Genomic DNA, 20,691 nt, shown 5'->3' with positions numbered 1-20,691 from the left:
GGTGTCCTCCCGTTTGTCTTGTCAGTCCAATTTTCTTGTCGGACCAAGCCGTCAGGCGCTGGCGCGCATCAGGAAATCCTGCCGGGCCTGATCGAATTCGCCCTTCATCCGGTCGACCAGCTCGGCCACCGGCGGCGCATCCAGGATCTGGCCGATGCCCTGGCCCGAGCCCCAGATGTCGCGCCACGCCTTGGATTTCATGTTGCCGCCGGAACCGAAATTCATCTTCGTCTTGTCGGCAACCGGGAGATTGTCCGGATCGAGCCCGGCGGCGGCGATCGAGGGGCCGAGATAGTTGCCGTGCACGCCGGTGAACAGGTTGGTGTAGACGATGTCGTGCGCGGCGTGCTGCGTCAGCGCGGACTTGTAGGCTTCGTCGGCATTGGCTTCCTGCGTCGCGATGAAGCGCGTGCCCATATAGGCGAGGTCGGCGCCCAGCGTCAGCGCGGAGGCGATGCCAAAACCGTCGCTGATCGCGCCTGACAGCAGGATCGCGCCGTCGAACCATTGCTTGACCTCGCGCACCAGCGCGAACGGCGAGAGCATGCCGGCATGGCCGCCGGCGCCGGCGCAGACCAGGATCAGTCCGTCGACGCCCTGCTCGGCAGCCTTGCGCGCGTGCTTGACGTTGATGACATCGTGGAACACCAGCCCGCCATAGGAGTGCGCAGCCTCGACGATCTCGGCGGGCGGCCGCAGCGAAGTGATGATGATGGGCGCCTTGTGCTTCACACAGGTTTCCATGTCCTTCATCAGCCGGTCGTTGGAAGCGTGGCAGATCTGGTTGACCGCGTAGGGCGCAACCTTCCTGCCGGGATTGCGCGATTTGTATTCGCCGAGCTCGTCCTCGATGCGGCTCAGCCACTCGTCGAGCTTTTCCACCGGACGGGCGTTGAGCGCCGGAAACGAGCCGACGACACCGGCCTTGCATTGGGCGATCACCAGCTCCGGCCCGGAGACGATGAAGAGGGGCGAGCCGACGACGGGCAGCTCCAGATTGTTCTTGAGCAGAGCGGGCAGTGCCATCCGATCCTCCTGACAAAGCACTTCGCCAGCCTGCCGGCCGGGGTGAGCGCTTCCATGTCGATTGTCGCGTCGGCGGGGTGTCCGCCGCTGGCGTGTTTGACCCCACTATAGGGTTGGACGGCGGGCGGGGGTCGTTCAATATTGAACAAGCGGATATTCAGATTTGTACGGAGCCGACGTGGATTGGGATCTCTGCAAGACCTTCGTTGCGGTCGCCGACACCGGCAGCTTCACTGCGGCGGCAAAGCGCCTTCACGCCAGCCATCCGACCGTCAGCCGCAAGATCGCGGCGCTGGAGGCGCAGCTCGGCACCAAGCTGCTGGCGCGGGCCGCCGATGGCTTCGTGCTCACCGCCGACGGACGTACGCTGCGTGAGCATGCCGAGGCGATGGCGGCTGCCGCGCTCCGCGCCGAAGCCGCCGTTGGCGCCGGCGGGCGCAAGGCGCGCGGCACGGTCAAGCTGTCGATCGGCGCGACGCTGGCCTCGCACTGGCTGATGCCGCGGCTGCGCTCTTTTCTCGGCGCACATGATCACATTCGGCTCGAGATCATCACCCATCCGTTTCCGGCCAGCGTGCGCCGGCGGGAGGCCGACGTCGTGCTGCGCCCGGTCGACAGCGGCGAGGAAAACCTGGTCGGCCGCAAGATCGGCCGTCTCGGCACCGGCTTCTATGCCTCGCGCGACTATGCCGCGGGCCGGTCCATGCCGGAGCGGAGCGGCGAGTGGAAGGGGCACAGCGTCATCGGCTTTGCCGATCAGGATTCGAACGCGCAGCTGGCGCGCTGGAGCGATGCGATCACCCGGCAAGGCACCATGGTGATGCGCTGCTCGTCGCAGGGCGACATGCTGGCGGCGGTGCGCGCCGGAATCGGCATCTCTGCGCTGTCCTGCTTCGTCGCGGAGAGCTATCCGGACCTCGTGCGCGTCGCGCCGCAGAAACTCGTCAGCGTCGCCGATCTCTGGCTGCTCGCCCATCCCGATCTGGTCGAGTTGTCCGCGGTGCGCGCCGTCATCGATTTCGTCGCGGAATGCGCCCGCGCCGATCGCGAGCGGCTGCGCGGCTAGGGCTGGTTGCTGATGACACCTTCGCGCTTCTTGATCACGCGATAATAGCTCCACCACAGATGCGCGGCTGCCCCGCGCAGCGGCCGCCAGGGTTCGGCGAGCGGCGCCATCTGCTTCTCCGTCGGCCGCGCCTGAAGGCCCAGGCCAACTTTGATCCCCTCCTGCACGGCGATGTCGCCGGCCGGCCAGGCATCGCCGTGCCCGAGGCAGAACAGCAGATAGACGTCGGCCGTCCATGGCCCGATGCCGGGCAGCGCGATCAGCGTATGGTGCGCGGCCTCGGCGTCTTCCTCGGCGAGCACGTCGAGGTTCAGCCGCTGCGCATTGATCTCGCGCGCGAGATGTTTCAGCGTCTTGATCTTGGCGGCGGACAGGCCAAGCCGTCCCAGCCGGTCGGTGCGGGCGCGGCTCACAGCCTCATGGTCGAACGGATCGAACGCGGCGGACAGCCGTCCCCAGATCGCCGCGGCGCTCGCCGTGGAGAGCTGCTGCCCGCAAACGATGTGGGCGAGCCCCGTAAAACCCGGCTCACGCCGCCGCAAGGCGGGCATGCCGGCGATCTCGAGCACGGGCTTGAGGCGCGGGTCGCGCTTGATCAGCGCGTGGACGGCCTCTTCGAGGTCGGACTGGGTTTCGAGGTGGATGGTCATATGGGTCGGCAAACTCTCTCCGGCGTCATGGCCGGGCTTGATCCGGCCATCCACGTCTCTCTAACCACACGACATGTCTAGCATGGGTGACAGTGTTCGTATCTGTCCACGACTTGACACGATCGCTGTATCGCACCGAAGAACGTGGATGGCCGGGACATAGGCGAGCGGAAGCGACGCCGTCCCTTCGGACGGCTATGCCCGGCCATGACGAGTTTCACCGAATGGCGCCACCCGTTTTCCGATTTGCCCCCAGCCCGAATGGCCTCTTGCATCTCGGCCACGCCTATTCGGCGCTGCTCAACTTCGACCGTGCGCGCGAGACTGGCGGGCGGCTGTTGCTGCGGATCGAGGACATCGACGCGACGCGCTGCCGGCCGGAATATGAGACGGCGATCTACGACGATCTTGCGTGGCTCGGCATCGCCTGGGAAACGCCGGTGCGGCGGCAGTTGGAGCATCTCGCGGTTTATCGCGCCGCGCTCGAGAAACTCTCGGCACTTGGTCTCGTCTATCCCGCGTTCGAAAGTCGCGCGGAGATCGCCAGGCTCGTGGCCGCGCGCGAGGCCGCCGGGCCATGGCCTCGCGATCCCGATGGCGCACCGCTTTATCCGGGTGACGCCAGATCGCTGTCGGCCGGCGAGCGCGACCGGCTCATTGCATCCGGCGTGCCTTACGCGCTCCGGCTCGACATGGTGGCCGCCTGCCGGCGCGCCGCTGGCCTGAGGTGGACTGAGCTGGGCGTGGGTCCCGACGGCGAGCATGGTACCGTCCCCGCGCGGCCCGAGGCTTGGGGCGACGTCATCCTGGCCCGCAAGGAGACGCCGACCAGCTACCATCTGTCCGTCGTCGTCGACGACGCGCTTCAGGGCATCAGCGAGGTCGTGCGGGGGCAGGACCTGTTTCACGCCACCTCGGTTCACCGCCTGCTCCAGGTCCTGCTCGATCTGCCGGAACCCGCCTATCGCCACCACGCCTTGATTCTGGACGAGGCGGGCCGGAAGTTGTCGAAATCGGACCGCTCGACCGGCCTGCGCGAGCTGCGCGCTGCCGGGGCCACGCCCGCCGGCATCCGCCGGTTGGTGGGATTAGGTTAAGTTTCTCTGGGGGTTAGCAAAACGCCGCCGTGACTCCAGGGGTTCCGCCGTGCGATGCTTGCTTGAGAGCCTGGGGATCGAAGGGGACCCTTCGAAGGGATTCATGGCGGCGAAAACGCGCTCAGCGCGCACCACGCGAACGTCCCGGCGACCGCCTCGGAAGCGGTCCGGGGCGACCGGCCGGTTGCGCAAGCGCAGCGCCAAGGCCGTGGCGCCGGACGTGGTCCAGGCCGCGCTCGCCGCCTTCGCCCATGAGGTCCGTACCCCCCTGACCGGCATTCTCGCGATCAGCGACCTGCTCGCCACCTCCGATCTCGGCGAGCGCGAGCGGCGCTGGGCCGACACCATCAAGGCCGGTGCCGAGCATCTGGCGAGCCTCGCCACCCTGTTCGTCGATGCTGCCCGAACCGGCAAGGGGGCGGGCAAGGGTGGAAGTGCCTTGCGGCAGGATTTGTTCGATCTGCGCGCGCTCGCCCGCAGCGCCGGCGATTCGCTCGCCGGACGCGCCGCGGCCAAGGGCCTCCAGGCCCAGGTCGATATCTCCGAGAAGCTGCCGGGGCTGGTGGTCGGCGATTCCGTCCGCCTGCGCGCCGCGCTCGAGAACCTGATCGACAATGCCGTCAAATTCACCGAGCAGGGCGGTGTCGCGCTCGCGGTCGCGCCTTGGCGTCCCGCCAAAGGCAAGGCCAGAGACAAGGCGAAGGGCAAGGTCGGCGTCGCCTTCGCGGTGTCCGACAGCGGCATCGGCCTGACCATGGCCGAGATCAATCGGCTGTTCCGCCCCTTCACCCAGGCCAATGTCACCATTGCCTCGCGCTTCGGCGGCGCCGGCTTGGGCCTTTCGTCGGTCAAGCAACTGGCGCGCGCGATGGGCGGCGACATCACGGTCGCCCCGCGGCGCGGCGGCGGCGCCACCTTCACGTTGACGATGTCGCTCGACGCGACGGAATCGCGCAAGTCCCGCAAGTCGAAGGGCGAAGCCGAGGCGGATGCGATGGCCGCGCTGCGCGTGCTCAGCGTCGAGGACAATCCGTTCGGCCGCGTCGTGCTCAACACCATCCTGACCGAGCTCGGCCACCATGCCGAGTTCATCGGGCGCGGCGAGGATGCAGTGAACCGGCTCGCGCAGGGCGCGTTCGATGCGGTGCTGATGGACATGGTGCTGCCCGGCATCGACGGCGTCGAGGCCATCAGGCGGATCCGGACCATGCCGGCGCCGCTGGCTCAGATCCCCATCATCGGCGTATCCGGCCGTGGCGAGGACGAGGCGGCCTCGCGCGAGGCCGGCGCCGACGCCTTCCTGGTCAAGCCTGTGTCTCCGCGCGCTTTAGCGACTGCGCTGCTTGAAGCGAAACGCCGTGAGGAAGCCGCGACTTGATGATCGCGGCGTTGAGCTCGCCGCCGTAGACGAAGATCGCGGCGATGAAATACAGGAACACCAGCGCGATGATCACCGAGGCGAGCCCCGCATACATCGTCACGTAGTTGTTGGCGAAGCGCGCCAGATATTGGCCGAACACGATGCCCGAGATCAGCGACGCCACGATGGTGAAGACGATGCCGGGCAGGATCTGGAGGAAGGCGCGCCGTCCCGCCGGCAGCCAGGCATGCAGGATGATCAGCGCCACCACCAGCGCACCCACGGTGATGCCGTAGCGCAGCCAGGTGAGGATGCTCTCGTTGGACTCCACGACCAGCGGGATATGGCGCCGCGCCGCCTCGATGAAGAGCGGTCCGAGCACGATCAGGAACGCCATGGCAAGCGCGGTGAAGGCCGCGACCAGCGTGTAGCCGATTGATTCAAGGCGCAGCCAGTACCAGCGCCGCATCTCCACCACCGCATAGGCGCGGTTCAGCGCGACGCGGAGCGCCTCGACGCCATTGGAGGCGAAATACACCGACAGCGCTGCGCCGATCGTCAGCACGCCGGTGCGGGTCGTGGTCAAAACGTCGTGGACTTCCCCCGAGATCGAATCCGCGACCTGCTTCGGCCAGACCTGAAGCATCAGGCTTGCGGCCTGATCGGCAAGTTCCTTGGAGCCGAAGAAGCCGGCGAGCGAGGTCAGCACTATCAGGAACGGGAACAGCGCCATCAGCGTCGACAGCGCGATATGGCTGGCGATCGCCCAGCCGTCGTCGGCGAGGAACGTGTAGAAGGCGTCCTCCACGACGACGTAGATGTAGCGGATGGCCTTCACAGCTTACTCCGGATTCGCCTTTCCCCGCATGCGGGGAGAGGCGAAGAAGACAGGCGACGAGCGCAAATCATCCAGCTAGCTTCTGATATTATTGGCTTAAAAGCCAGATCGGGAACGCCATGGCGGACCAGCGCACACGGTGTTATCTACCGCTGATGGCATCTCTCCTGAGTACTTTCATCCTGCCGGTGGCAGCCGGCGCCGTGGCGGTGGTGCTGCTGCTCGGTCTCGTCAACATGATGCGCGGCGGCTCGCCAAACACCTCGCAGAAGCTGATGCGCTGGCGCGTGCTGCTTCAGTTCGTGGCGATCGTGATTGCCATGCTCGCAGTCTGGGCAATGGGGCGTTAAAAATGGTCACGCTGAATCGCATCTATACGAAGACCGGTGACGACGGCACGACGGCGCTCGGAACGGGCGAGCGCCGTCCGAAATATGATCTGCGCATCGAAGCCTATGGCACCGTGGACGAGACCAATGCCGCGATCGGCGTTGTCAGGCTCCACACCCATGACATGCCCGAGTTCGACGCGATGCTCGGCCGCATCCAGAACGATCTGTTCGACCTCGGCGCGGACCTCGCAGTGCCCGAGCGTGAAGGCAAGGCCGAGCGGCTGCGGGTGGTGGCAAGCCAGGTCGAGCGGCTCGAGCGCGACATCGACGCGCTCAACGACAAGCTGGCGCCGCTCACCTCCTTCGTGCTGCCGGGCGGCACGCCGGCCGCCGCATACCTCCACGTTGCCCGTACGATTTGCCGCAGGGCGGAACGCGTGATGGTGGAACTGGCGGCCCGGCCCGGCGAGCCCGTGGGCGCTGCTGGCATCCAGTATATGAACCGCCTGTCCGACTTCCTGTTCGTCGCCAGCCGTGCCGCCAACCATAACGGCGCCGGCGACGTGCTCTGGGTTCCGGGCCAGAATCGCTGACCCATTGAGGTCGATATTTCTAAGGTCTAAAATTTGGCCCTGTCGCGCGTTGACCGGGCCGGATCAGGCCTTTAGGTTCCGCGCCAGTTGATAACCCCCCTCCCAAATTGAGTGAAAGAGGATCGATGAAGGTCTTGGTGCCGGTAAAGCGGGTGGTTGATTACAACGTCAAGGTCCGCGTCAAGGGCGATGGATCGGGCGTTGAACTCGCCAACGTCAAAATGTCGATGAACCCGTTCGACGAAATCGCGGTCGAGGAAGCGTTGCGCCTGAAGGAAGGCGGCAAGGCCACCGAGGTCGTCGTGGTTTCCATTGGACCGGCGCAGGCCTCGGAGACGATCCGCACCGGTCTCGCCATGGGCGCCGACCGCGGCATCCTGGTGAAGGTTGATGGCACCGTCGAGCCGCTCGCGGTCGCGAAGATTCTGAAGAAGATCGCCGACGAAGAGCAGCCCGGCCTGATCATCCTCGGCAAGCAGGCGATCGATGACGACAGCAACCAGACCGGTCAGATGCTGGCTGCGCTGCTCGGCTGGTCGCAGGCGACGTTTGCTTCGAAGCTCGAGGTCGAAGGTTCTGACTTCAAGGTCACCCGCGAAGTCGACGGCGGTCTGCAGACCGTGAAGCTGAAGGGACCGGCGATCGTCACCACCGATCTCCGTCTCAACGAGCCGCGCTATGCCTCGCTGCCCAACATCATGAAGGCCAAGAAGAAGCCGATCGCGGAGAAGACCGTCGCCGATTACGGCGTCGACGTCGCCGCGCGTCTCGAGGTTCTCAAGACGACGGAGCCGGCGGGCCGCAAGGCGGGCGTCAAGGTCAAGGACGTCGCCGAGCTGGTGTCGAAACTCAAGAACGAAGCCGGGGTGCTCTGATGACGACGCTTCTGATTGCCGAACACGACAATGCGTCGCTGAAGGACGCGACCAACAAGGCCCTGACCGCGGCTGCCGCGCTCGGCGCGGATGTCGACGTGCTGGTGGCCGGCCAGAACGCCAAAGCTGCGGCGGATGCCGCCGCCAAGCTTGCCGGCGTGAAGAAGGTGCTGCTTGCCGAGGGCGAGACTTACGCCCACGATCTCGCCGAGCCGCTGGCCGCGCTGATCGTCTCGCTGGCTTCCGGCTATGACGCGATCGTCGCGCCCGCGACCTCGCGCTTCAAGAACGTGATGCCGCGTGTCGCAGCCCTGCTCGACGTCATGCAGGTCTCCGAGATCACCAAGGTGGTCGCCCCCGACACCTATGAGCGCCCGATCTATGCCGGCAACGCCATCCAGACGGTGAAGTCGAAGGACGCCAAGAAGGTCATCACGGTGCGCACCTCGACCTTTGCGGCGGCGGGTGAAGGCGGCAGCGCCGCCGTCGAGAACGTCGCTGCGGCGGCCGATCCGGGCCTGTCGTCCTTCGTCGGCGAGGAAGTCGCCAAGAGCGACCGCCCCGAGCTGACCTCGGCCAAGATCATCGTCTCCGGTGGCCGTGCCATGCAGAGCCGCGAGAACTTCGCCAAGTACATCGAACCGCTCGCCGACAAGCTCGGTGCCGGCGTCGGTGCCTCGCGCGCGGCGGTGGATGCCGGCTATGCGCCGAACGACTGGCAGGTCGGCCAGACCGGCAAGGTGGTGGCCCCCGAGCTCTATGTCGCGGTGGGCATTTCCGGCGCGATCCAGCATTTGGCCGGCATGAAGGACTCCAAGGTGATCGTCGCGATCAACAAGGACGAGGACGCGCCGATCTTCCAGGTCGCCGATTACGGCCTGGTCGCCGACCTCTACCAGGCGGTTCCTGAGCTCACCGAAGCGCTCGCCAAGCTCGGCAAGTAAAAACGCGCTAAAAACACCGGCCGGAGTGGTACACTCCGGCCGGTTTTTCTTTTTCGAGGCGTTTTCTTTGGCGTGGGGCACGCCGGGGAGGCGATCCAATCTAGGTTTCGAGCCAGGATTCTGATCTAATCGAGTTTCTGATTAAATCGGACCTCCCGGCTCGGGGGATGAGGCAGGCGCGATCTGCGCGCCGTTCCGGTGGATGACATTATGGCGGCAGTGATCAAGAAGGTCGGCGTGATCGGCGCGGGTCAGATGGGCAATGGCATCGCGCATGTCGCGGCGCTGGCCGGTTTCGACGTGGTGCTCAACGACGTCTCGGCCGACCGGCTCAAGTCGGGCATGGCCACCATCAATGGCAATCTGGCGCGCCAGGTCTCCAAGAAGGCCGTCAGCGAGGACGACAAGACCAAGGCGATGGCGCGCATCAAGCTCGCCGAGAAGCTCGACGACCTCGCCGATTGCGACCTCGTGATCGAGACCGCGGTCGAGAAGGAAGAGGTCAAGCGCAAGATCTTCCACGAGCTCTGCGCGGTACTGAAGCCGGAGGCGATCGTCGCCTCCGATACCTCCTCGATCTCGATCACGCGGCTAGCCGCCGCCACCGACCGGCCCGAGCGCTTCATCGGCATTCACTTCATGAATCCGGTGCCGCTGATGGAGCTGGTCGAGCTGATCCGCGGCATCGCCACCGACGACCAGACCTTCGAGGCGTCCAAGGAATTCGTCTCCAAGCTCGGCAAGCAGGTCGCGGTCTCCGAGGATTTCCCGGCCTTCATCGTCAACCGCATCCTGCTGCCGATGATCAACGAGGCGATCTACACGCTGTATGAAGGCGTCGGCAATGTCGAGGCCATCGACGCGGCGATGAAGCTTGGCGCGCATCATCCGATGGGCCCGCTCGAGCTCGCCGATTTCATCGGCCTCGATACCTGCCTGTCGATCATGCAGGTGCTGCACGAGGGCCTTGCCGACTCGAAATATCGCCCGTGCCCGCTGCTGGTGAAATACGTCGAGGCCGGCTGGCTCGGTCGCAAGACCCAGCGCGGCTTCTACGACTACCGCGGCGCCAAGCCGGTTCCGACGCGCTGATCCAGTTTCCGGTGCCGTAGGGTGGGCAAAGGCGCAAAGCGCCGTGCCCACCATCTCTCCAATGATGCGGTGGAAATTGGTGGGCACGCTTCCGCCTTCGCTCTTCGAGCTACGGCGGACAAGCCGCTTTGCCCACCCTACGGCGCTATCGCCCTCCGGCCGTGCATCCGCACCGTGACAATTCATGTCGCATTAACCCATCGCCCCTAGGCTGCGCCCGGTAAGAGGGTTTGCGTAATGGACATGATGGCGATGGTCAGCACCATGCTGGCCGCTCAGCAAGGCGCGCTGCAGTCGAATATCACGGCGACGCTGATGAAGCAGAATGCGGACGCGGAGAAATCCACCGTCCTGACGCTGCTCGGCGCTGGTCAGCCCTCGCTCGCCAATGTCGGCGCCGGCGTCGGCGGCAACCTCAACGTCACCGCTTAAGACAAACCGCCTAGAGCGACGCGGCGGCCTTGCCCGTCGCAGCCCGGATCAGCTTGAGCGCGTCCTCGCTCGCCCATTCCGCCGGCCCCGCGATCGTCGCGATCTCGCAGCCCTGCGGGTCGACCAGCACCGAGGTCGGCATGCCCAGGGCCCGGCCTATGGCTTTAAGATCCTGGAAAACCTTGGCTTTCTGATCGCTAAAATAGCCGAGCCGGGTCAGATTGGCCTCTTTCAGGAACGTCTTGGGCTTCTCGGCGTCGCGGGTGTCGATGTTGATCGCCACCACCTCGAAATTCGGGCCCGAAAGCTTGCCCTGGAGCTCGTCCAGCGCAGGCATTTCCTTGCGGCAGGGCACGCACCAGGTGGCCCAGAGGTTGACCAGCAGCGTCTTGCCGCGGAAATCGGACAGCTTCTTCGGCTTGCCGTCGGCGTCCTCGAAGACCAGATCGGGCAGTTTTAGCGGCGCGCTCGCCACGGTCAGGGCGGCCAATTCTCCATGGGCGAGGGGGGCGATTTTTTGCGCCGTTGCCACTGCGGCCCGGCAGGCCGGATCGCCTGACGGCGCCCGGTTCAGGCCCAGCCCGTACAGCGCGGCGAAGCCGGCCAGCCCTCCGATCGCCACGGTGGCGATGACGAGGGGGATCCGGCGCGTGGCGGAGGGCGTCTTGTCGAGCATATCGTTTGTCATCCGGTCGCAGATATGGCTATCAGGGGCCTCTTAATACGGCTGGCTCCGGCCAGCAAACGTGCGGCAGCAGCGGCAAGCAAGGCGTGAGCAGGGGATCATGAGCAACAAGATGTGGGGCGGCCGGTTCTCGGAGCGTCCCGATGAGATCATGGAAGAGATCAACGTCTCCATCGACGTCGATCGTCACCTCTTCGCCCAGGACATTGCCGCATCCAAGGCGCACGCCGCGATGCTTGCCGCGCAGGGCATCATCACGGGCTCTGATGCGAAAAATATCGGCAAGGGTCTAGACACGATTTTGTCAGAGATCGGCAAGGGCGGCTTCACGTTCAAGCGTGCCCTCGAAGATATCCATATGAACGTCGAGAGCCGCCTGTCCGAGCTGATCGGCCCCGCCGCCGGCCGGCTGCACACCGCGCGCTCGCGCAACGACCAGGTTGCGACCGATTTCCGTCTCTATGTCCGCGACGTTCTCGACGAGACCGATGCGGCGCTCGCCGCGTTCCAGGCCGCGCTCGTCAATCGCGCGCTCGAACATGCCGCGACCGTCATGCCCGGCTTCACGCATCTGCAGACCGCGCAGCCCGTGACCTTCGGCCATCATCTGCTTGCCTATGTCGAGATGGCCGCGCGCGACCGCGGCCGTTTCCAGGACGCCCGCAAGCGGCTCAATGAATCGCCGCTCGGCGCCGCCGCGCTCGCCGGCACCTCGTTCCCGATCGATCGCCACGCCACCGCGAAGGCGCTCGGTTTCGACCGCCCGATGGCGAATTCCCTCGATGCGGTCTCCGATCGCGACTTCGTGCTGGAGACGCTGTCGGCGGCCTCGATCTGCGCCGTGCACATGTCGCGCTTTGCCGAGGAGATCGTGATCTGGACCTCGCCGCTGGTCGGTCTCATCCGCCTCAGCGACAAGTTCACCACCGGATCCTCGATCATGCCGCAAAAGCGCAACCCGGATGCCGCCGAGCTCGTGCGCGCCAAGACCGGCCGCGTCATCGGTGCGCTCAATGGCCTCCTGATCGTGATGAAGGGCCTGCCGCTCGCCTATCAAAAGGACATGCAGGAGGACAAGCAGGGCGCGATGGAGGGCTTTGCTGCCCTGTCGCTCGCGATCCGCGCCATGACCGGCATGGTCCGCGATCTCGTGCCCGACGAAGCGAAGATGAAGGCGGCGGCGGGCGAGGGCTATGCCACCGCGACCGACCTTGCCGACTGGCTGGTGCGGACGCTGAAGATGCCGTTCCGCGACGCCCACCACGTCACCGGCCGTATCGTGGCGAAGGCCGCCGAGGGCGGGGTGGCACTGCACGAGCTGCCGCTGAAGGAGATGCAGGCGATCGAGCCCAAGATCACCAAGGATGTGCTCGGCGTGCTCTCGGTCGAATCGTCGGTGAAGAGCCGGACCAGCTTCGGCGGCACCGCGCCGAAGAACGTGGCGTCGCAGGCCAAGGCCTGGGCGAAGCGGCTGGAAAAAGAGCGAAAATTGGGCTGAGGGCAAAATTTCGCTTATGTTTCATGGTCATCCGGCTCTCGCCAGAGCGCGCCAATCTCTGTATGGTGCGGCCCGCGTAGTGGGGATTTCGTCGTGACGTCAAAGTTTCGCCCGGCCGGCTCGGGGTGGGCCATCATTGTCTTGAGCCTGACGGCGCTCGCGCTTGCCGGCTGCGGCCGCAAGGGCCCGCTGGATCTGCCGCCGACCGCCTCCAGTGCATCCACGGCCAATGTCGCGGCTCCAACCGACACCGAGACCGAAGCCCAGAGGACGCCGAGCGTGTTCAATCCCGGCTACGGTGCGGACGCGGCGCCTGCCGCCGCCAAGGGCAAGAAGAAATCGTTTATCCTCGACCCGCTCCTGGACGAACCTCCCGGCAAAAAATGAGCCGGGATAGCTGAGCCGACGCCATGAACCATTTTGACTATCGCAACGGCGTGCTGCACGCCGAGGCCGTGAACCTGTCCGAGCTGGCCGCAACCGTCGGTACGCCGTTCTATTGCTATTCGACCGCGACACTGGAGCGGCACTACCGCGTCTTCGCCGACGCCTTCGCCGGCGAGAAGGTGCTGGTCTGCTACGCCATGAAGGCGAATTCCAACCAGTCGGTGCTGCGCACGCTGGCCAAGCTCGGGGCCGGCGCCGACGTGGTCTCCGGCGGCGAATTGAAGCGCGCGCTGGCCGCCGGCATCCCCGCCAGCAAGATCCTGTTCTCCGGCGTCGGCAAGACCGAGGCCGAGCTGCGCGCCGCACTTGCGGCCGACATCCTCTGCCTCAACGTCGAATCCGAGCCCGAGCTCGAGCTGTTGTCGCGGCTTGCGACCGAGATGGGCAAGACCGCGCGCATCTCCGTGCGCGTCAATCCCGATGTCGATGCCGGCACGCACGCCAAGATCTCGACCGGCAAGTCCGAGAACAAGTTCGGGATTCCGATCGCCTATGCCCGCGAGGTCTATGCGCGCGCCGCAAAACTTCCGGGCATCGAGGTCACCGGCACCGACGTGCATATCGGCAGCCAGATCACCGATCTCTCCAAGATGGAGACTGCGTTCCGCATCCTCTCCGAATTCGTGCAGACGCTGCGCAGTGACGGCCACAACATCAGCCACGTCGATTTCGGCGGCGGCCTCGGCATTCCCTATTACATGGACCGCGAGGCGCCGCCGGCGCCCGACGCCTATGCCGCCATGGTCAAGCGCGTCAGCCACAATCTCGGCTGCACGCTGATGTTCGAGCCGGGCCGCATGATCGTCGGCAATGCCGGCATCCTGGTCGCCAGGGTGATCTATGTGAAGCACGGCGACGGCAAGAATTTCGTCATCATCGACGCCGCCATGAACGATTTGATCCGTCCGACGCTGTACGAGGCGCATCACGACATTCTGCCGGTGACGCAGCCGGCCGCGGGCGCCGCCACGATCATGGCCGACGTCGTCGGCCCGGTCTGCGAGACCGGCGACTATCTCGCACTGGATCGCACGCTGCCGACGCCGAAGCCTGGCGATCTCATCGCCATCATGACCGCGGGCGCCTATGGCGCGGTGCAGGCCGGCACCTACAACACGCGGGCGCTGGTGCCGGAAGTGCTGGTGAAGGGCGATCAATACGCCGTGGTGCGCCCGCGCATCGAGGTCGAGCAGCTGATCGCGATGGACACGCCGGCGCCGTGGCTGTGAGGGATTGAGGGGCGGTAAGGCCGCGCCTCATCCTCGCTGTCGTCCCCGCCTAGTGCGCAATTGCGCACGGGGGGCGGGGACCCATAACCACAGGGTGTAGTTGTTGCCTGAGCTGTAACTCCGAGTCCCCGTAACCACATCCGCCTGTGGTTATGGGTCCCGGGCTCGCGCTTCGCACGCCCCGGGACGACGAGCGTGCGGGGCGGCTACTTCCCGGCCAATCCACCCTTCGTTCCGCCGACCACAACTCCCGCCTTCTTCTCGATCGGCTTGATCGCCGCGGTGAAGTCGGACTCGGCGCCTTCCGCGCTGATCACGGTCTCCCATAGTCGTCCGACCGCGTCGGCGACCTCCATCGACAGGCCGAGCTGCTTCATCTCCTCCAGCGCCAGCCGCACGTCCTTCACCATCAATCCGGTGGCGAAGCCGAAGTCGAACGTCCGCGGCAGCACCGAGCGCGGAAACTTGTCGCGGCTCGCGGTGTTCATGCCAGAGCCGGCATTGATGACGTCGATCATCACGGCGGGATCGAGCCCCGCCTTGACGCCCATCACCACCGCTTCCGAGGTTGCCACGATCGCGGTCGCCGACAGGAAATTGTTGGCGAGCTTCATGGTCTGCGCCGCGCCCGGCTTCTCGCCGATGAAGAACACTTTTCCGATCACGTCGAGCGCGGGCTTGAGCAGCTCGAACTCGGCTTTGGGCCCTGAGACCATCACCGCCAGCGTGCCCTTCTCGGCGCCGCCGACGCCGCCGGAGACGGGGCAGTCGATCTGCACGATGTCGCGTTTTGCCAGCAGGCCGTGGATCTTCGCCGCCATCGTCGAGCCGACGGTGGAGAGATCGATGAAGCGCCTGGCGCGGCTCCCTTCGATCACGCCGTTCGCTCCCGTGGCGACCTCGAGCGACGCCTGCAGCGAGGGCAGGCTCGCCATGACCGTCTCGACCTGGTCGGCGACGTCCTTCGGCGAGGCTGCAGCGGTGGCCCCGCGCGCCACGAGCTTGTCGACGGCCTCCTTGCGGGTGTCGAACACGACGAGCTTGTGCCCCGCCTCGATCAGCCGCCGCGCCATCGGGAAACCCATGTTTCCGAGGCCGATGAATCCGATGTGCATGGTGTTTCCTTTGTTTGTTGTTGTGCGTGAGAGCGGGGTCACATTTTACGCTCGTCGTCCCGGGGCATCGCGAAGCGATGAGCCCGGGACCCATATCCGCGGGGAGGAGTTGTTGCGCGAAAGCGGTCACTCCGAGTCCCGCTAACCACATCTGCCTGTGGTTGTGGGTCCCGGGCTCGCGCTTCGCGCGCCCCGGGACGACGTCGGAGAGAGGTTGGCCTCAAGCCCTTCCTCACGCCTTGCCGTCAATCTCCGCGAACACCTCGCGCGCGATGCGAAAGCTGTCGACTGCGGCCGGCATCCCGCCATAGATCGCGACCTGCATCAGGATCTCGCGGATCTCGTCGCGGGAGACGCCGTTGGTCAGCGCGCCCTTGAGATGCGCGCGAAACTCGTGCTGGCGGTTGAGGATCGCGATCATGGCGATGTTGAGCATGCTGCGGGTCTTGCGCGGCAGTTCCTCGCGGCCCCACACGGTGCCCCAGCAATATTCGTTGAGCATCTCCTGGAACGGACGGTTGAAATCGTCGACGTTCTTCAGGGCATTGTTGACATAGGCCTCGCCCAGCACCGCTTTGCGGACTTCCAGGCCCTTGTCGTGCATCTTCTTGTCCATGGCGTTCCCTCTATTTCCCTTGCGTTTCCCTTGGGAATGGCGCGTGGAAATTACGGGGTTGCGCCCGGCCAGTCACGTCCTCGTGTTATGCGGGAAAAGGGGTCTCTCCCGTACCGGAACGGATGCCTCAGTGCTGCCGTTGTGATACGCTTCTCTACCGGGCAACCTGGAGAATTGATTGAACGGCGTCACCCCCGACCCGTCAGACCCGATCCGCGATGGCGACGCTCTGTCGCGGCTGAAGCTGGCGCAGGCCCTCGATCGGGCTATTTATGCCATCGCGTGGGAACGTGCCTGGCCACATCTGGCGCGGGTGCTGACTGTCGTCGGCCTGTTCCTGGTGGTGTCGTGGGCCGGCCTCTGGCTGGCGTTGCCGTCCGTCATCCGTGCCATCGGTCTCGTGGCTTTTGCCGGCATCGCAATCGCCGCTCTGGTCCCGCTGCTTCGTTTCCGCTGGCCGAGCCGCGACGAGGCTCTGAGCCGGCTCGACCGTGGCTCCGGTATCCGTCACCGCCCGGCGACGACGCTGACGGACACGCTGAGCTCGAAAGACCCGGTTGCGCTGGCGCTGTGGCAGGCGCAGCGCGAGCGCACGCTGGCTTCGCTCAAGCGCATCCGTGCCGGCTTGCCGCATCCTCGCCTCGCCCTGCACGATCCCTGGGCGCTGCGCGCGCTGGTCATGGTGATGCTGGTCGCGACCTTCTTCGCCGCCGGCGACGAGCGCGCGATGCGGTTAGGTGCCGCGTTCGACTGGAACGGCGTGCTGGCGCCGACCAACGTCCGCGTCGATGCCTGGATCACCCCGCCGCTCTACACCGGCAAGCCGCCGGTCATCCTGTCGGCCGCCAACAAGGAGGCCGCAGCGCTGCCTGCGAGCGGCCCACTCGCCGTTCCGGCCGGCTCGACCCTGATCGTGCGCTCCTCCGGTAGCAGCCTCGATGTCGTCACCTCCGGCGGCCTCAAGGAGGTCGCGCCCACCGAGGCCGCGCCGAAGGGCACCAACGAGAAGCATTTTACTATCACCGGCGACGGCACTGCGCATGTCCGCGCACCTTCCGGCCAGCCGCAATGGGCCTTCGCGGCGACGCCGGACCGCGCGCCGACGATCGCGCTCGCCAAGGATCCCGAGCGTCAGGCCTACGGCGCGTTGCAGCTCTCCTACAAGATCGAGGACGATTACGGCGTCACGGGCGCCGCCGCGCAATTCGTTCCGCGCGCAACCGAAGACAAGGACGGAACCAAGGACGCGGACGGCAAGGCCGCGCGGCCGCTGTTCCAGCCGCCGCAATTCGCGCTGACCCTGCCCAATGCGCGGACCCGCAACGGCGTCGGCCAGACCGTGAAGGACCTCAGCGAGGATCCTTATTCCGGTGCGGACGTGACGCTGACGCTCACCGCCAAGGACGAGGCCGGCAACGAGGCGAAGAGCGAGCCCTTCAACATGCGCTTGCCGGGCCGGCTGTTCACCAAGCCGCTCGCCCGCGCGCTGATCGAGCAGCGCCGCATCCTGGCGCTCGACGCCAACAAGAATTCCGACGTCTACGCCGCGCTCGACGCGCTGATGATCGCGCCCGAGATGTTCACGCCGGAAGCCGGGCAATATCTCGGCCTGCATAGCGTCGCACGCCAGCTCGAGGCGGCGCGCACCGACGATTCCCTGCGTGAGGTCGTGGCGAGCCTGTGGGCGCTTGCGGTGACGATCGAGGACGGCAACATCAGCGACGTCGCCAAGGCGCTGCGCGCGGCGCAGGACGCGCTTAAGCAGGCGCTTCAGCGCGGCGCCAGCGACGAAGAGCTCAAGAAGCTCATGGACAATCTGCGGACCGCGCTCGACAACTACATGCGCCAGTACGCGCAGCAGATGCGCAGCAATCCGCTGGCGCGGCCGGCCATCGGCCTCGACGACCAGATGAAGCGCATCGAGCGGCTGATCCAGCGCGGCAACCGCGAAGCGGCGGCGCGCGAGCTGGACCGCCTGGCCCGCGCGCTGGAAAATCCTCCGGGGCCGCCCAGCGCCGAGCAGAAAGAGATGGACGAGATTGCGCGCGAGCTGAACGATCTGCTTCGGGAGCAGAACGCGCTTCGCGACGAAACCGACCGGCAGAGCAAGGATTCCAAACGCGGCCAACGTACCAAGCCTCTGCCGCCCAAGGTCGCGGAGATCCTGCGCAAATCGAGAGAGCTGCGGCAGAAGACGCGCGGCGCGACCAGCGATCAGCTGGAGGACCTGGCAAGGCAGCAGGACGCCTTGCGCGAAGAGCTCAGGACCTGGCGTGAATCCCAGGGAGCGAGATAGCTCATGAAACACACCTCAATCTGGCAGAACGGCAAGGTCGCGCGCGGAAGGCTCGCCACGGCTTGTCTCGTGCTTATGCTGTCCTGTTCCACGGCTTCGATTGGCCTCGCCCAGTCGTCGCGCGCCGACCAGAAGAGTCTGGATGCACTGCTCGACAGCGCCGAGCGGTCGATGAAGCAATCCGCCGACAACCTGAAGGACAAGAACTCGGACGAGAGCATTGGCCAGCAGTCCCGGGCGATCCGGGACATGGAGAAATATCTCTATCCCGATCCGAACGATCCCTCGGCGTCGCGCGAAGGGTCGCAGGATACGCAGGGCCGGCAGGAGCAACTGAAGAAGCGGCTGGAGGCCCTCAAGAAGAAGCTCGCCGAGATGGGCTTGCAGCAGGATGGCCAGAAAGGCCAGCGCGGGCAGAAACAGCCGGGGCAGCAGGGCCAACAAGGTCAGCAGGGCCAAGGTCAGGGTCAGGACGGCGACCAGGATGGCGATGACGGCTTCGACGCCGCCGAGAACGCCATGGGAGATGCCGGCAATCAGATCGGCGAAGGCGATGCCGACGGTGCGACGGCATCGCAGGGCAAGGCCATCGACGCCCTGCGCAAGGGCATGCAGGATCTCGCCGACGCGCTCGGCGGGCAGCAGAACGGCGAAGGCCAGGATCCGGGCGATGGTGACGGCCCCGGTCAGGCCGTCGGCCGCCAGCAGAGCGGCGGCGAACGGACCGACCCGCTGGGCCGGCCGCTGCGCGGCAAGGAATACAGCGACGACTACACGGTCAAGATTCCCGGCGAGATCGATGCCCAGCGCGCGCGCCGCATCCTCGAAGAGCTCCGCCGCCGCCTGAGCGATCCCGCGCGTCCGCAGATCGAGCTCGATTACCTCGAGCGTCTGCTGAAGGATTTTTGACGTCACACTCGGTGTCATCGCCCGCGCAGGCGGGCGATCCAGTATTCCAGAGACGGTTGTGATTGAATGAGAGGCCGCGGCGTACTGGATGCCCCGGTCAAGACCGGGGCATGACAGCGGAATACGCCGCCCCCTACGCCTTCTTCGCTGCCAGCGCGTCCGCGACCGCCGTACGGATGTCGGCCACCGAGAACGGCTTGGTCACGACGTCATGCACCAGCGCATTCAAATTCGAGGCGCGCTCGCGCTGGTCGGCAAAGCCGGTCATCAGCAAAATGGTCAGGTCAGGGAAATCGCGCGCGGCGGAGAGCGCCAGCGCGATGCCGTCCATCACCGGCATCTGGATATCGGTGAGCAGGAGATCGAACGCGCCGTTCTCGCGGGTCAGGATTTCCAGCGCCTCGGCGCCGTCCTGCGCGGTGACGGTCTCGTGGCCGTCCATGGCGATGGCGCGCGCCACCAGCTGGCGCATCGAATCCTCGTCGTCGGCGATCAGGATTTTCGGCATGAGACCAACCTTGAGACCAATCTTGGGACCAGCCTCCCGTGCGGGATATGCAAAATCGATTACACGCTGCCGCCGGCAATGTCGCGCCGGTTGAAGAAGCGAACGTCGATATTGCGGCCTTCGGGCGGCGGCGAGGCCAGGCGCGAGCGGAAGAAGGCGCGCTCACCCGGCTGCAGCACGGTCTGCTCCAGCACGGTGTTCCAGGCGTAGATTTCCGCTCCCTGCGCGTCGCGCACCGCGAAGCGCAGCCGCGGGATATCGAGCGGCTTCTTGCTTTGGCCCACGATCACGCCCTCGATCACCAGCACCTGCTTACCGTCCACGGTCTCGCTGGAGAGCTTGACGTCCTTGAACGCGAGCCCGCGCAAATTAACTTCGAGTCCGACCATCTTGTAGAACGCCGCCGTCTGCGGCAGCAGCCGGACCATGTCGCCGCGCCAGATGACCAGCGCCAGCACCAGCGCGCCCATGGCGGCGCAGGCGGTCGGCAGGCCGAAATGGGATTTTCGCGGAGCCTCGGTGGGGGCCTGGCGCCTCACCCGTGCCCCGCGGCGGCCGAACAGGCCGCGGAACCAGGACTGGTGCTGCGCGCCGACGACGTCATCCTCGGCGGCGCGGGCCGCCGCTGACCATTCGTCCTCGGTCGCCTGGGCGTCCTCGGCCGGCCAGTCGCTGGCGATCGAGGGGCTGTCGACGACCGGCGTGTCCGCGGCGCCGTCGTCCCTGGCGTAGGAGTTCCACTGCTCGGCGAGGTCGGACTGGTCGTCGGCCTGGCTGGCCGCCGCCATGGCCGGGACGGACGCCTCCTCGATGGCATCCTCGGCGTAGGCGACCCAGGTCTCCTTGCAGCGGGAGCAGCGGACCGTTCGTCCGTTCGCCCCCAGGCTCGCGGGCTTGATGGCGTAGGATGTCGTACAATGGGGGCAGACGATATGCATGGACACGAGCCTTGATGCACGGACTGGTCTTGACGATGCTCCGGTCGCGGAGAACCGGGCATCCCAGATGCTACAGAGCGACCGTTAACGAACCGGAAACCATAACGGTCGCAAAACCCGTTGATCGCGTGTGGCGGAGCGCAGC

22 protein-coding genes are annotated in these 20,691 nt (G+C 66.0%); 14 read left to right on the top strand and 8 right to left on the bottom strand.

Going from position 1 to position 20,691, the window contains the following annotated elements; translation table 11 throughout:
* Nucleotides 1–51: 51 nt before the first annotated feature.
* The gene (locus IVB46_RS28570) at nt 52–1,026 is read right to left on the bottom strand and encodes a nitronate monooxygenase family protein (RefSeq protein ID WP_247313339.1); all 975 of its coding nucleotides are present in this window, start codon (nt 1,024–1,026) and stop codon (nt 52–54) included.
* A 178-nt stretch (nt 1,027–1,204) separates the two neighbouring features.
* On the opposite strand from IVB46_RS28570, the gene IVB46_RS28565 reads away from it, so the two are divergent.
* Nucleotides 1,205–2,092, top strand: a complete 888-nt coding sequence (locus IVB46_RS28565; RefSeq protein WP_247313906.1) for a LysR family transcriptional regulator — start codon at nt 1,205–1,207, stop codon at nt 2,090–2,092.
* Here IVB46_RS28565 and IVB46_RS28560 read toward each other — a convergent pair.
* Complete coding sequence (locus tag IVB46_RS28560; RefSeq protein WP_208084331.1) at nt 2,089–2,742, bottom strand: DNA-3-methyladenine glycosylase 2 family protein; 654 nt, start codon at nt 2,740–2,742, stop codon at nt 2,089–2,091. The genes IVB46_RS28565 and IVB46_RS28560 overlap by 4 nt on opposite strands.
* A gap of 224 nt (nt 2,743–2,966) precedes the next feature.
* Between IVB46_RS28560 and gluQRS the strand changes: the two genes are divergently transcribed.
* Complete coding sequence (gluQRS, locus tag IVB46_RS28555; protein ID WP_247313338.1) at nt 2,967–3,839, top strand: tRNA glutamyl-Q(34) synthetase GluQRS; 873 nt, start codon at nt 2,967–2,969, stop codon at nt 3,837–3,839.
* A 103-nt stretch (nt 3,840–3,942) separates the two neighbouring features.
* The gene (locus tag IVB46_RS28550) at nt 3,943–5,217 is read left to right on the top strand and encodes an ATP-binding protein (protein WP_247313336.1); all 1,275 of its coding nucleotides are present in this window, start codon (nt 3,943–3,945) and stop codon (nt 5,215–5,217) included.
* Here the strand turns inward: IVB46_RS28550 and IVB46_RS28545 are convergent.
* The gene (locus tag IVB46_RS28545) at nt 5,144–6,037 is read right to left on the bottom strand and encodes a YihY/virulence factor BrkB family protein (protein WP_166348866.1); all 894 of its coding nucleotides are present in this window, start codon (nt 6,035–6,037) and stop codon (nt 5,144–5,146) included. The genes IVB46_RS28550 and IVB46_RS28545 overlap by 74 nt on opposite strands.
* A gap of 155 nt (nt 6,038–6,192) precedes the next feature.
* Here IVB46_RS28545 and IVB46_RS28540 point away from each other — a divergent pair, with 155 nt between their 5' ends.
* The 6 genes from IVB46_RS28540 (at nt 6,193) to IVB46_RS28515 (ending at nt 10,305) form a co-directional block, all read left to right on the top strand.
* Entirely contained in the window at nt 6,193–6,387 is a 195-nt protein-coding gene (locus tag IVB46_RS28540) for a twin transmembrane helix small protein (protein ID WP_028147306.1), read from the top strand.
* Between the two features lie 2 nt (nt 6,388–6,389).
* A complete protein-coding gene (locus IVB46_RS28535; RefSeq protein ID WP_014491644.1) occupies nt 6,390–6,962 on the top strand; it encodes a cob(I)yrinic acid a,c-diamide adenosyltransferase in 573 nt (190 codons plus the stop codon).
* A gap of 125 nt (nt 6,963–7,087) precedes the next feature.
* Complete coding sequence (locus tag IVB46_RS28530; protein ID WP_071909337.1) at nt 7,088–7,837, top strand: electron transfer flavoprotein subunit beta/FixA family protein; 750 nt, start codon at nt 7,088–7,090, stop codon at nt 7,835–7,837.
* Entirely contained in the window at nt 7,837–8,781 is a 945-nt protein-coding gene (locus tag IVB46_RS28525; protein WP_063985793.1) for an FAD-binding protein, read from the top strand. The genes IVB46_RS28530 and IVB46_RS28525 overlap by 1 nt, the downstream gene beginning before the upstream one ends.
* Before the next feature lie 210 nt (nt 8,782–8,991).
* Nucleotides 8,992–9,873 (top strand): 3-hydroxybutyryl-CoA dehydrogenase, encoded by an 882-nt coding sequence (locus tag IVB46_RS28520; RefSeq protein ID WP_063985792.1) that lies wholly within the window; start codon nt 8,992–8,994, stop codon nt 9,871–9,873.
* A 237-nt stretch (nt 9,874–10,110) separates the two neighbouring features.
* Nucleotides 10,111–10,305 (top strand): hypothetical protein, encoded by a 195-nt coding sequence (locus tag IVB46_RS28515; protein ID WP_014491648.1) that lies wholly within the window; start codon nt 10,111–10,113, stop codon nt 10,303–10,305.
* A gap of 10 nt (nt 10,306–10,315) precedes the next feature.
* Here IVB46_RS28515 and IVB46_RS28510 read toward each other — a convergent pair whose 3' ends face one another.
* Entirely contained in the window at nt 10,316–10,981 is a 666-nt protein-coding gene (locus IVB46_RS28510) for a TlpA disulfide reductase family protein (RefSeq protein ID WP_063985791.1), read from the bottom strand.
* Nucleotides 10,982–11,090: 109 nt separating this feature from the next.
* On the opposite strand from IVB46_RS28510, the gene argH reads away from it, so the two are divergent.
* The 3 genes from argH to lysA all read left to right on the top strand — a co-directional run bounded on the left by argH (nt 11,091) and on the right by lysA (nt 14,164).
* Nucleotides 11,091–12,488 (top strand): argininosuccinate lyase, encoded by a 1,398-nt coding sequence (gene argH, locus IVB46_RS28505; RefSeq protein WP_071909339.1) that lies wholly within the window; start codon nt 11,091–11,093, stop codon nt 12,486–12,488.
* A 93-nt stretch (nt 12,489–12,581) separates the two neighbouring features.
* Entirely contained in the window at nt 12,582–12,875 is a 294-nt protein-coding gene (locus IVB46_RS28500) for a lipoprotein (RefSeq protein ID WP_063985789.1), read from the top strand.
* 23 nt (nt 12,876–12,898) lie between these two features.
* Complete coding sequence (lysA, locus tag IVB46_RS28495) at nt 12,899–14,164, top strand: diaminopimelate decarboxylase (protein ID WP_247313307.1); 1,266 nt, start codon at nt 12,899–12,901, stop codon at nt 14,162–14,164.
* A 206-nt stretch (nt 14,165–14,370) separates the two neighbouring features.
* Here the strand turns inward: lysA and IVB46_RS28490 are convergent, their stop codons facing one another.
* Together IVB46_RS28490 and IVB46_RS28485 are read right to left on the bottom strand one after the other, a co-directional pair.
* Nucleotides 14,371–15,279, bottom strand: coding sequence for an NAD(P)-dependent oxidoreductase (locus tag IVB46_RS28490; protein ID WP_247313303.1), 909 nt, complete (start codon nt 15,277–15,279; stop codon nt 14,371–14,373).
* Between the two features lie 232 nt (nt 15,280–15,511).
* The gene (locus IVB46_RS28485) at nt 15,512–15,895 is read right to left on the bottom strand and encodes a carboxymuconolactone decarboxylase family protein (protein WP_014491654.1); all 384 of its coding nucleotides are present in this window, start codon (nt 15,893–15,895) and stop codon (nt 15,512–15,514) included.
* A 178-nt stretch (nt 15,896–16,073) separates the two neighbouring features.
* Between IVB46_RS28485 and IVB46_RS28480 the strand changes: the two genes are divergently transcribed.
* Both IVB46_RS28480 and IVB46_RS28475 read left to right on the top strand, forming a co-directional pair.
* Nucleotides 16,074–18,191 (top strand): TIGR02302 family protein, encoded by a 2,118-nt coding sequence (locus tag IVB46_RS28480; RefSeq protein WP_247313301.1) that lies wholly within the window; start codon nt 16,074–16,076, stop codon nt 18,189–18,191.
* Between the two features lie 3 nt (nt 18,192–18,194).
* Nucleotides 18,195–19,100, top strand: a complete 906-nt coding sequence (locus IVB46_RS28475; RefSeq protein ID WP_071909343.1) for a DUF4175 family protein — start codon at nt 18,195–18,197, stop codon at nt 19,098–19,100.
* A gap of 133 nt (nt 19,101–19,233) precedes the next feature.
* Here IVB46_RS28475 and IVB46_RS28470 read toward each other — a convergent pair whose 3' ends face one another.
* On the bottom strand, nt 19,234–19,608 hold the full coding sequence (locus tag IVB46_RS28470) for a response regulator (RefSeq protein ID WP_028147294.1): 375 nt from the start codon (nt 19,606–19,608) through the stop codon (nt 19,234–19,236).
* Nucleotides 19,609–19,667: 59 nt separating this feature from the next.
* Nucleotides 19,668–20,546 carry an MJ0042-type zinc finger domain-containing protein gene (locus IVB46_RS28465; RefSeq protein WP_247313298.1) on the bottom strand — a complete coding sequence of 293 codons (879 nt, stop codon included), beginning with the start codon at nt 20,544–20,546 and terminating at the stop codon, nt 19,668–19,670.
* Nucleotides 20,547–20,691 lie beyond the last annotated feature (145 nt).

Source organism: Bradyrhizobium sp. 61 (assembly GCF_023073075.1).
Lineage (GTDB): Bacteria > Pseudomonadota > Alphaproteobacteria > Rhizobiales > Xanthobacteraceae > Bradyrhizobium > Bradyrhizobium barranii.
The sequence above is the reverse complement of the archived record's forward strand: the minus strand, read 5'-3'. Positions and strand labels throughout refer to the sequence as shown.

Bases quoted from the DNA above. Each gene is read 5' to 3' on its own strand.
- IVB46_RS28570 (WP_247313339.1), bottom strand. From the start codon at position 1,026: ATGGCACTGCCCGCTCTGCTCAAGAACAATCTGGAGCTGCCCGTCGTC.
- IVB46_RS28560 (WP_208084331.1), bottom strand. From the start codon at position 2,742: ATGACCATCCACCTCGAAACCCAGTCCGACCTCGAAGAGGCCGTCCAC.
- gluQRS (WP_247313338.1), top strand. From the start codon at position 2,967: ATGGCGCCACCCGTTTTCCGATTTGCCCCCAGCCCGAATGGCCTCTTG.
- IVB46_RS28550 (WP_247313336.1), top strand. From the start codon at position 3,943: ATGGCGGCGAAAACGCGCTCAGCGCGCACCACGCGAACGTCCCGGCGA.
- IVB46_RS28540 (WP_028147306.1), top strand. From the start codon at position 6,193: ATGGCATCTCTCCTGAGTACTTTCATCCTGCCGGTGGCAGCCGGCGCC.
- IVB46_RS28535 (WP_014491644.1), top strand. From the start codon at position 6,390: ATGGTCACGCTGAATCGCATCTATACGAAGACCGGTGACGACGGCACG.
- IVB46_RS28530 (WP_071909337.1), top strand. From the start codon at position 7,088: ATGAAGGTCTTGGTGCCGGTAAAGCGGGTGGTTGATTACAACGTCAAG.
- IVB46_RS28525 (WP_063985793.1), top strand. From the start codon at position 7,837: ATGACGACGCTTCTGATTGCCGAACACGACAATGCGTCGCTGAAGGAC.
- IVB46_RS28520 (WP_063985792.1), top strand. From the start codon at position 8,992: ATGGCGGCAGTGATCAAGAAGGTCGGCGTGATCGGCGCGGGTCAGATG.
- IVB46_RS28515 (WP_014491648.1), top strand. From the start codon at position 10,111: ATGGACATGATGGCGATGGTCAGCACCATGCTGGCCGCTCAGCAAGGC.
- IVB46_RS28510 (WP_063985791.1), bottom strand. From the start codon at position 10,981: ATGCTCGACAAGACGCCCTCCGCCACGCGCCGGATCCCCCTCGTCATC.
- argH (WP_071909339.1), top strand. From the start codon at position 11,091: ATGAGCAACAAGATGTGGGGCGGCCGGTTCTCGGAGCGTCCCGATGAG.
- lysA (WP_247313307.1), top strand. From the start codon at position 12,899: ATGAACCATTTTGACTATCGCAACGGCGTGCTGCACGCCGAGGCCGTG.
- IVB46_RS28490 (WP_247313303.1), bottom strand. From the start codon at position 15,279: ATGCACATCGGATTCATCGGCCTCGGAAACATGGGTTTCCCGATGGCG.
- IVB46_RS28485 (WP_014491654.1), bottom strand. From the start codon at position 15,895: ATGGACAAGAAGATGCACGACAAGGGCCTGGAAGTCCGCAAAGCGGTG.
- IVB46_RS28475 (WP_071909343.1), top strand. From the start codon at position 18,195: ATGAAACACACCTCAATCTGGCAGAACGGCAAGGTCGCGCGCGGAAGG.
- IVB46_RS28470 (WP_028147294.1), bottom strand. From the start codon at position 19,608: ATGCCGAAAATCCTGATCGCCGACGACGAGGATTCGATGCGCCAGCTG.
- IVB46_RS28465 (WP_247313298.1), bottom strand. From the start codon at position 20,546: ATGCATATCGTCTGCCCCCATTGTACGACATCCTACGCCATCAAGCCC.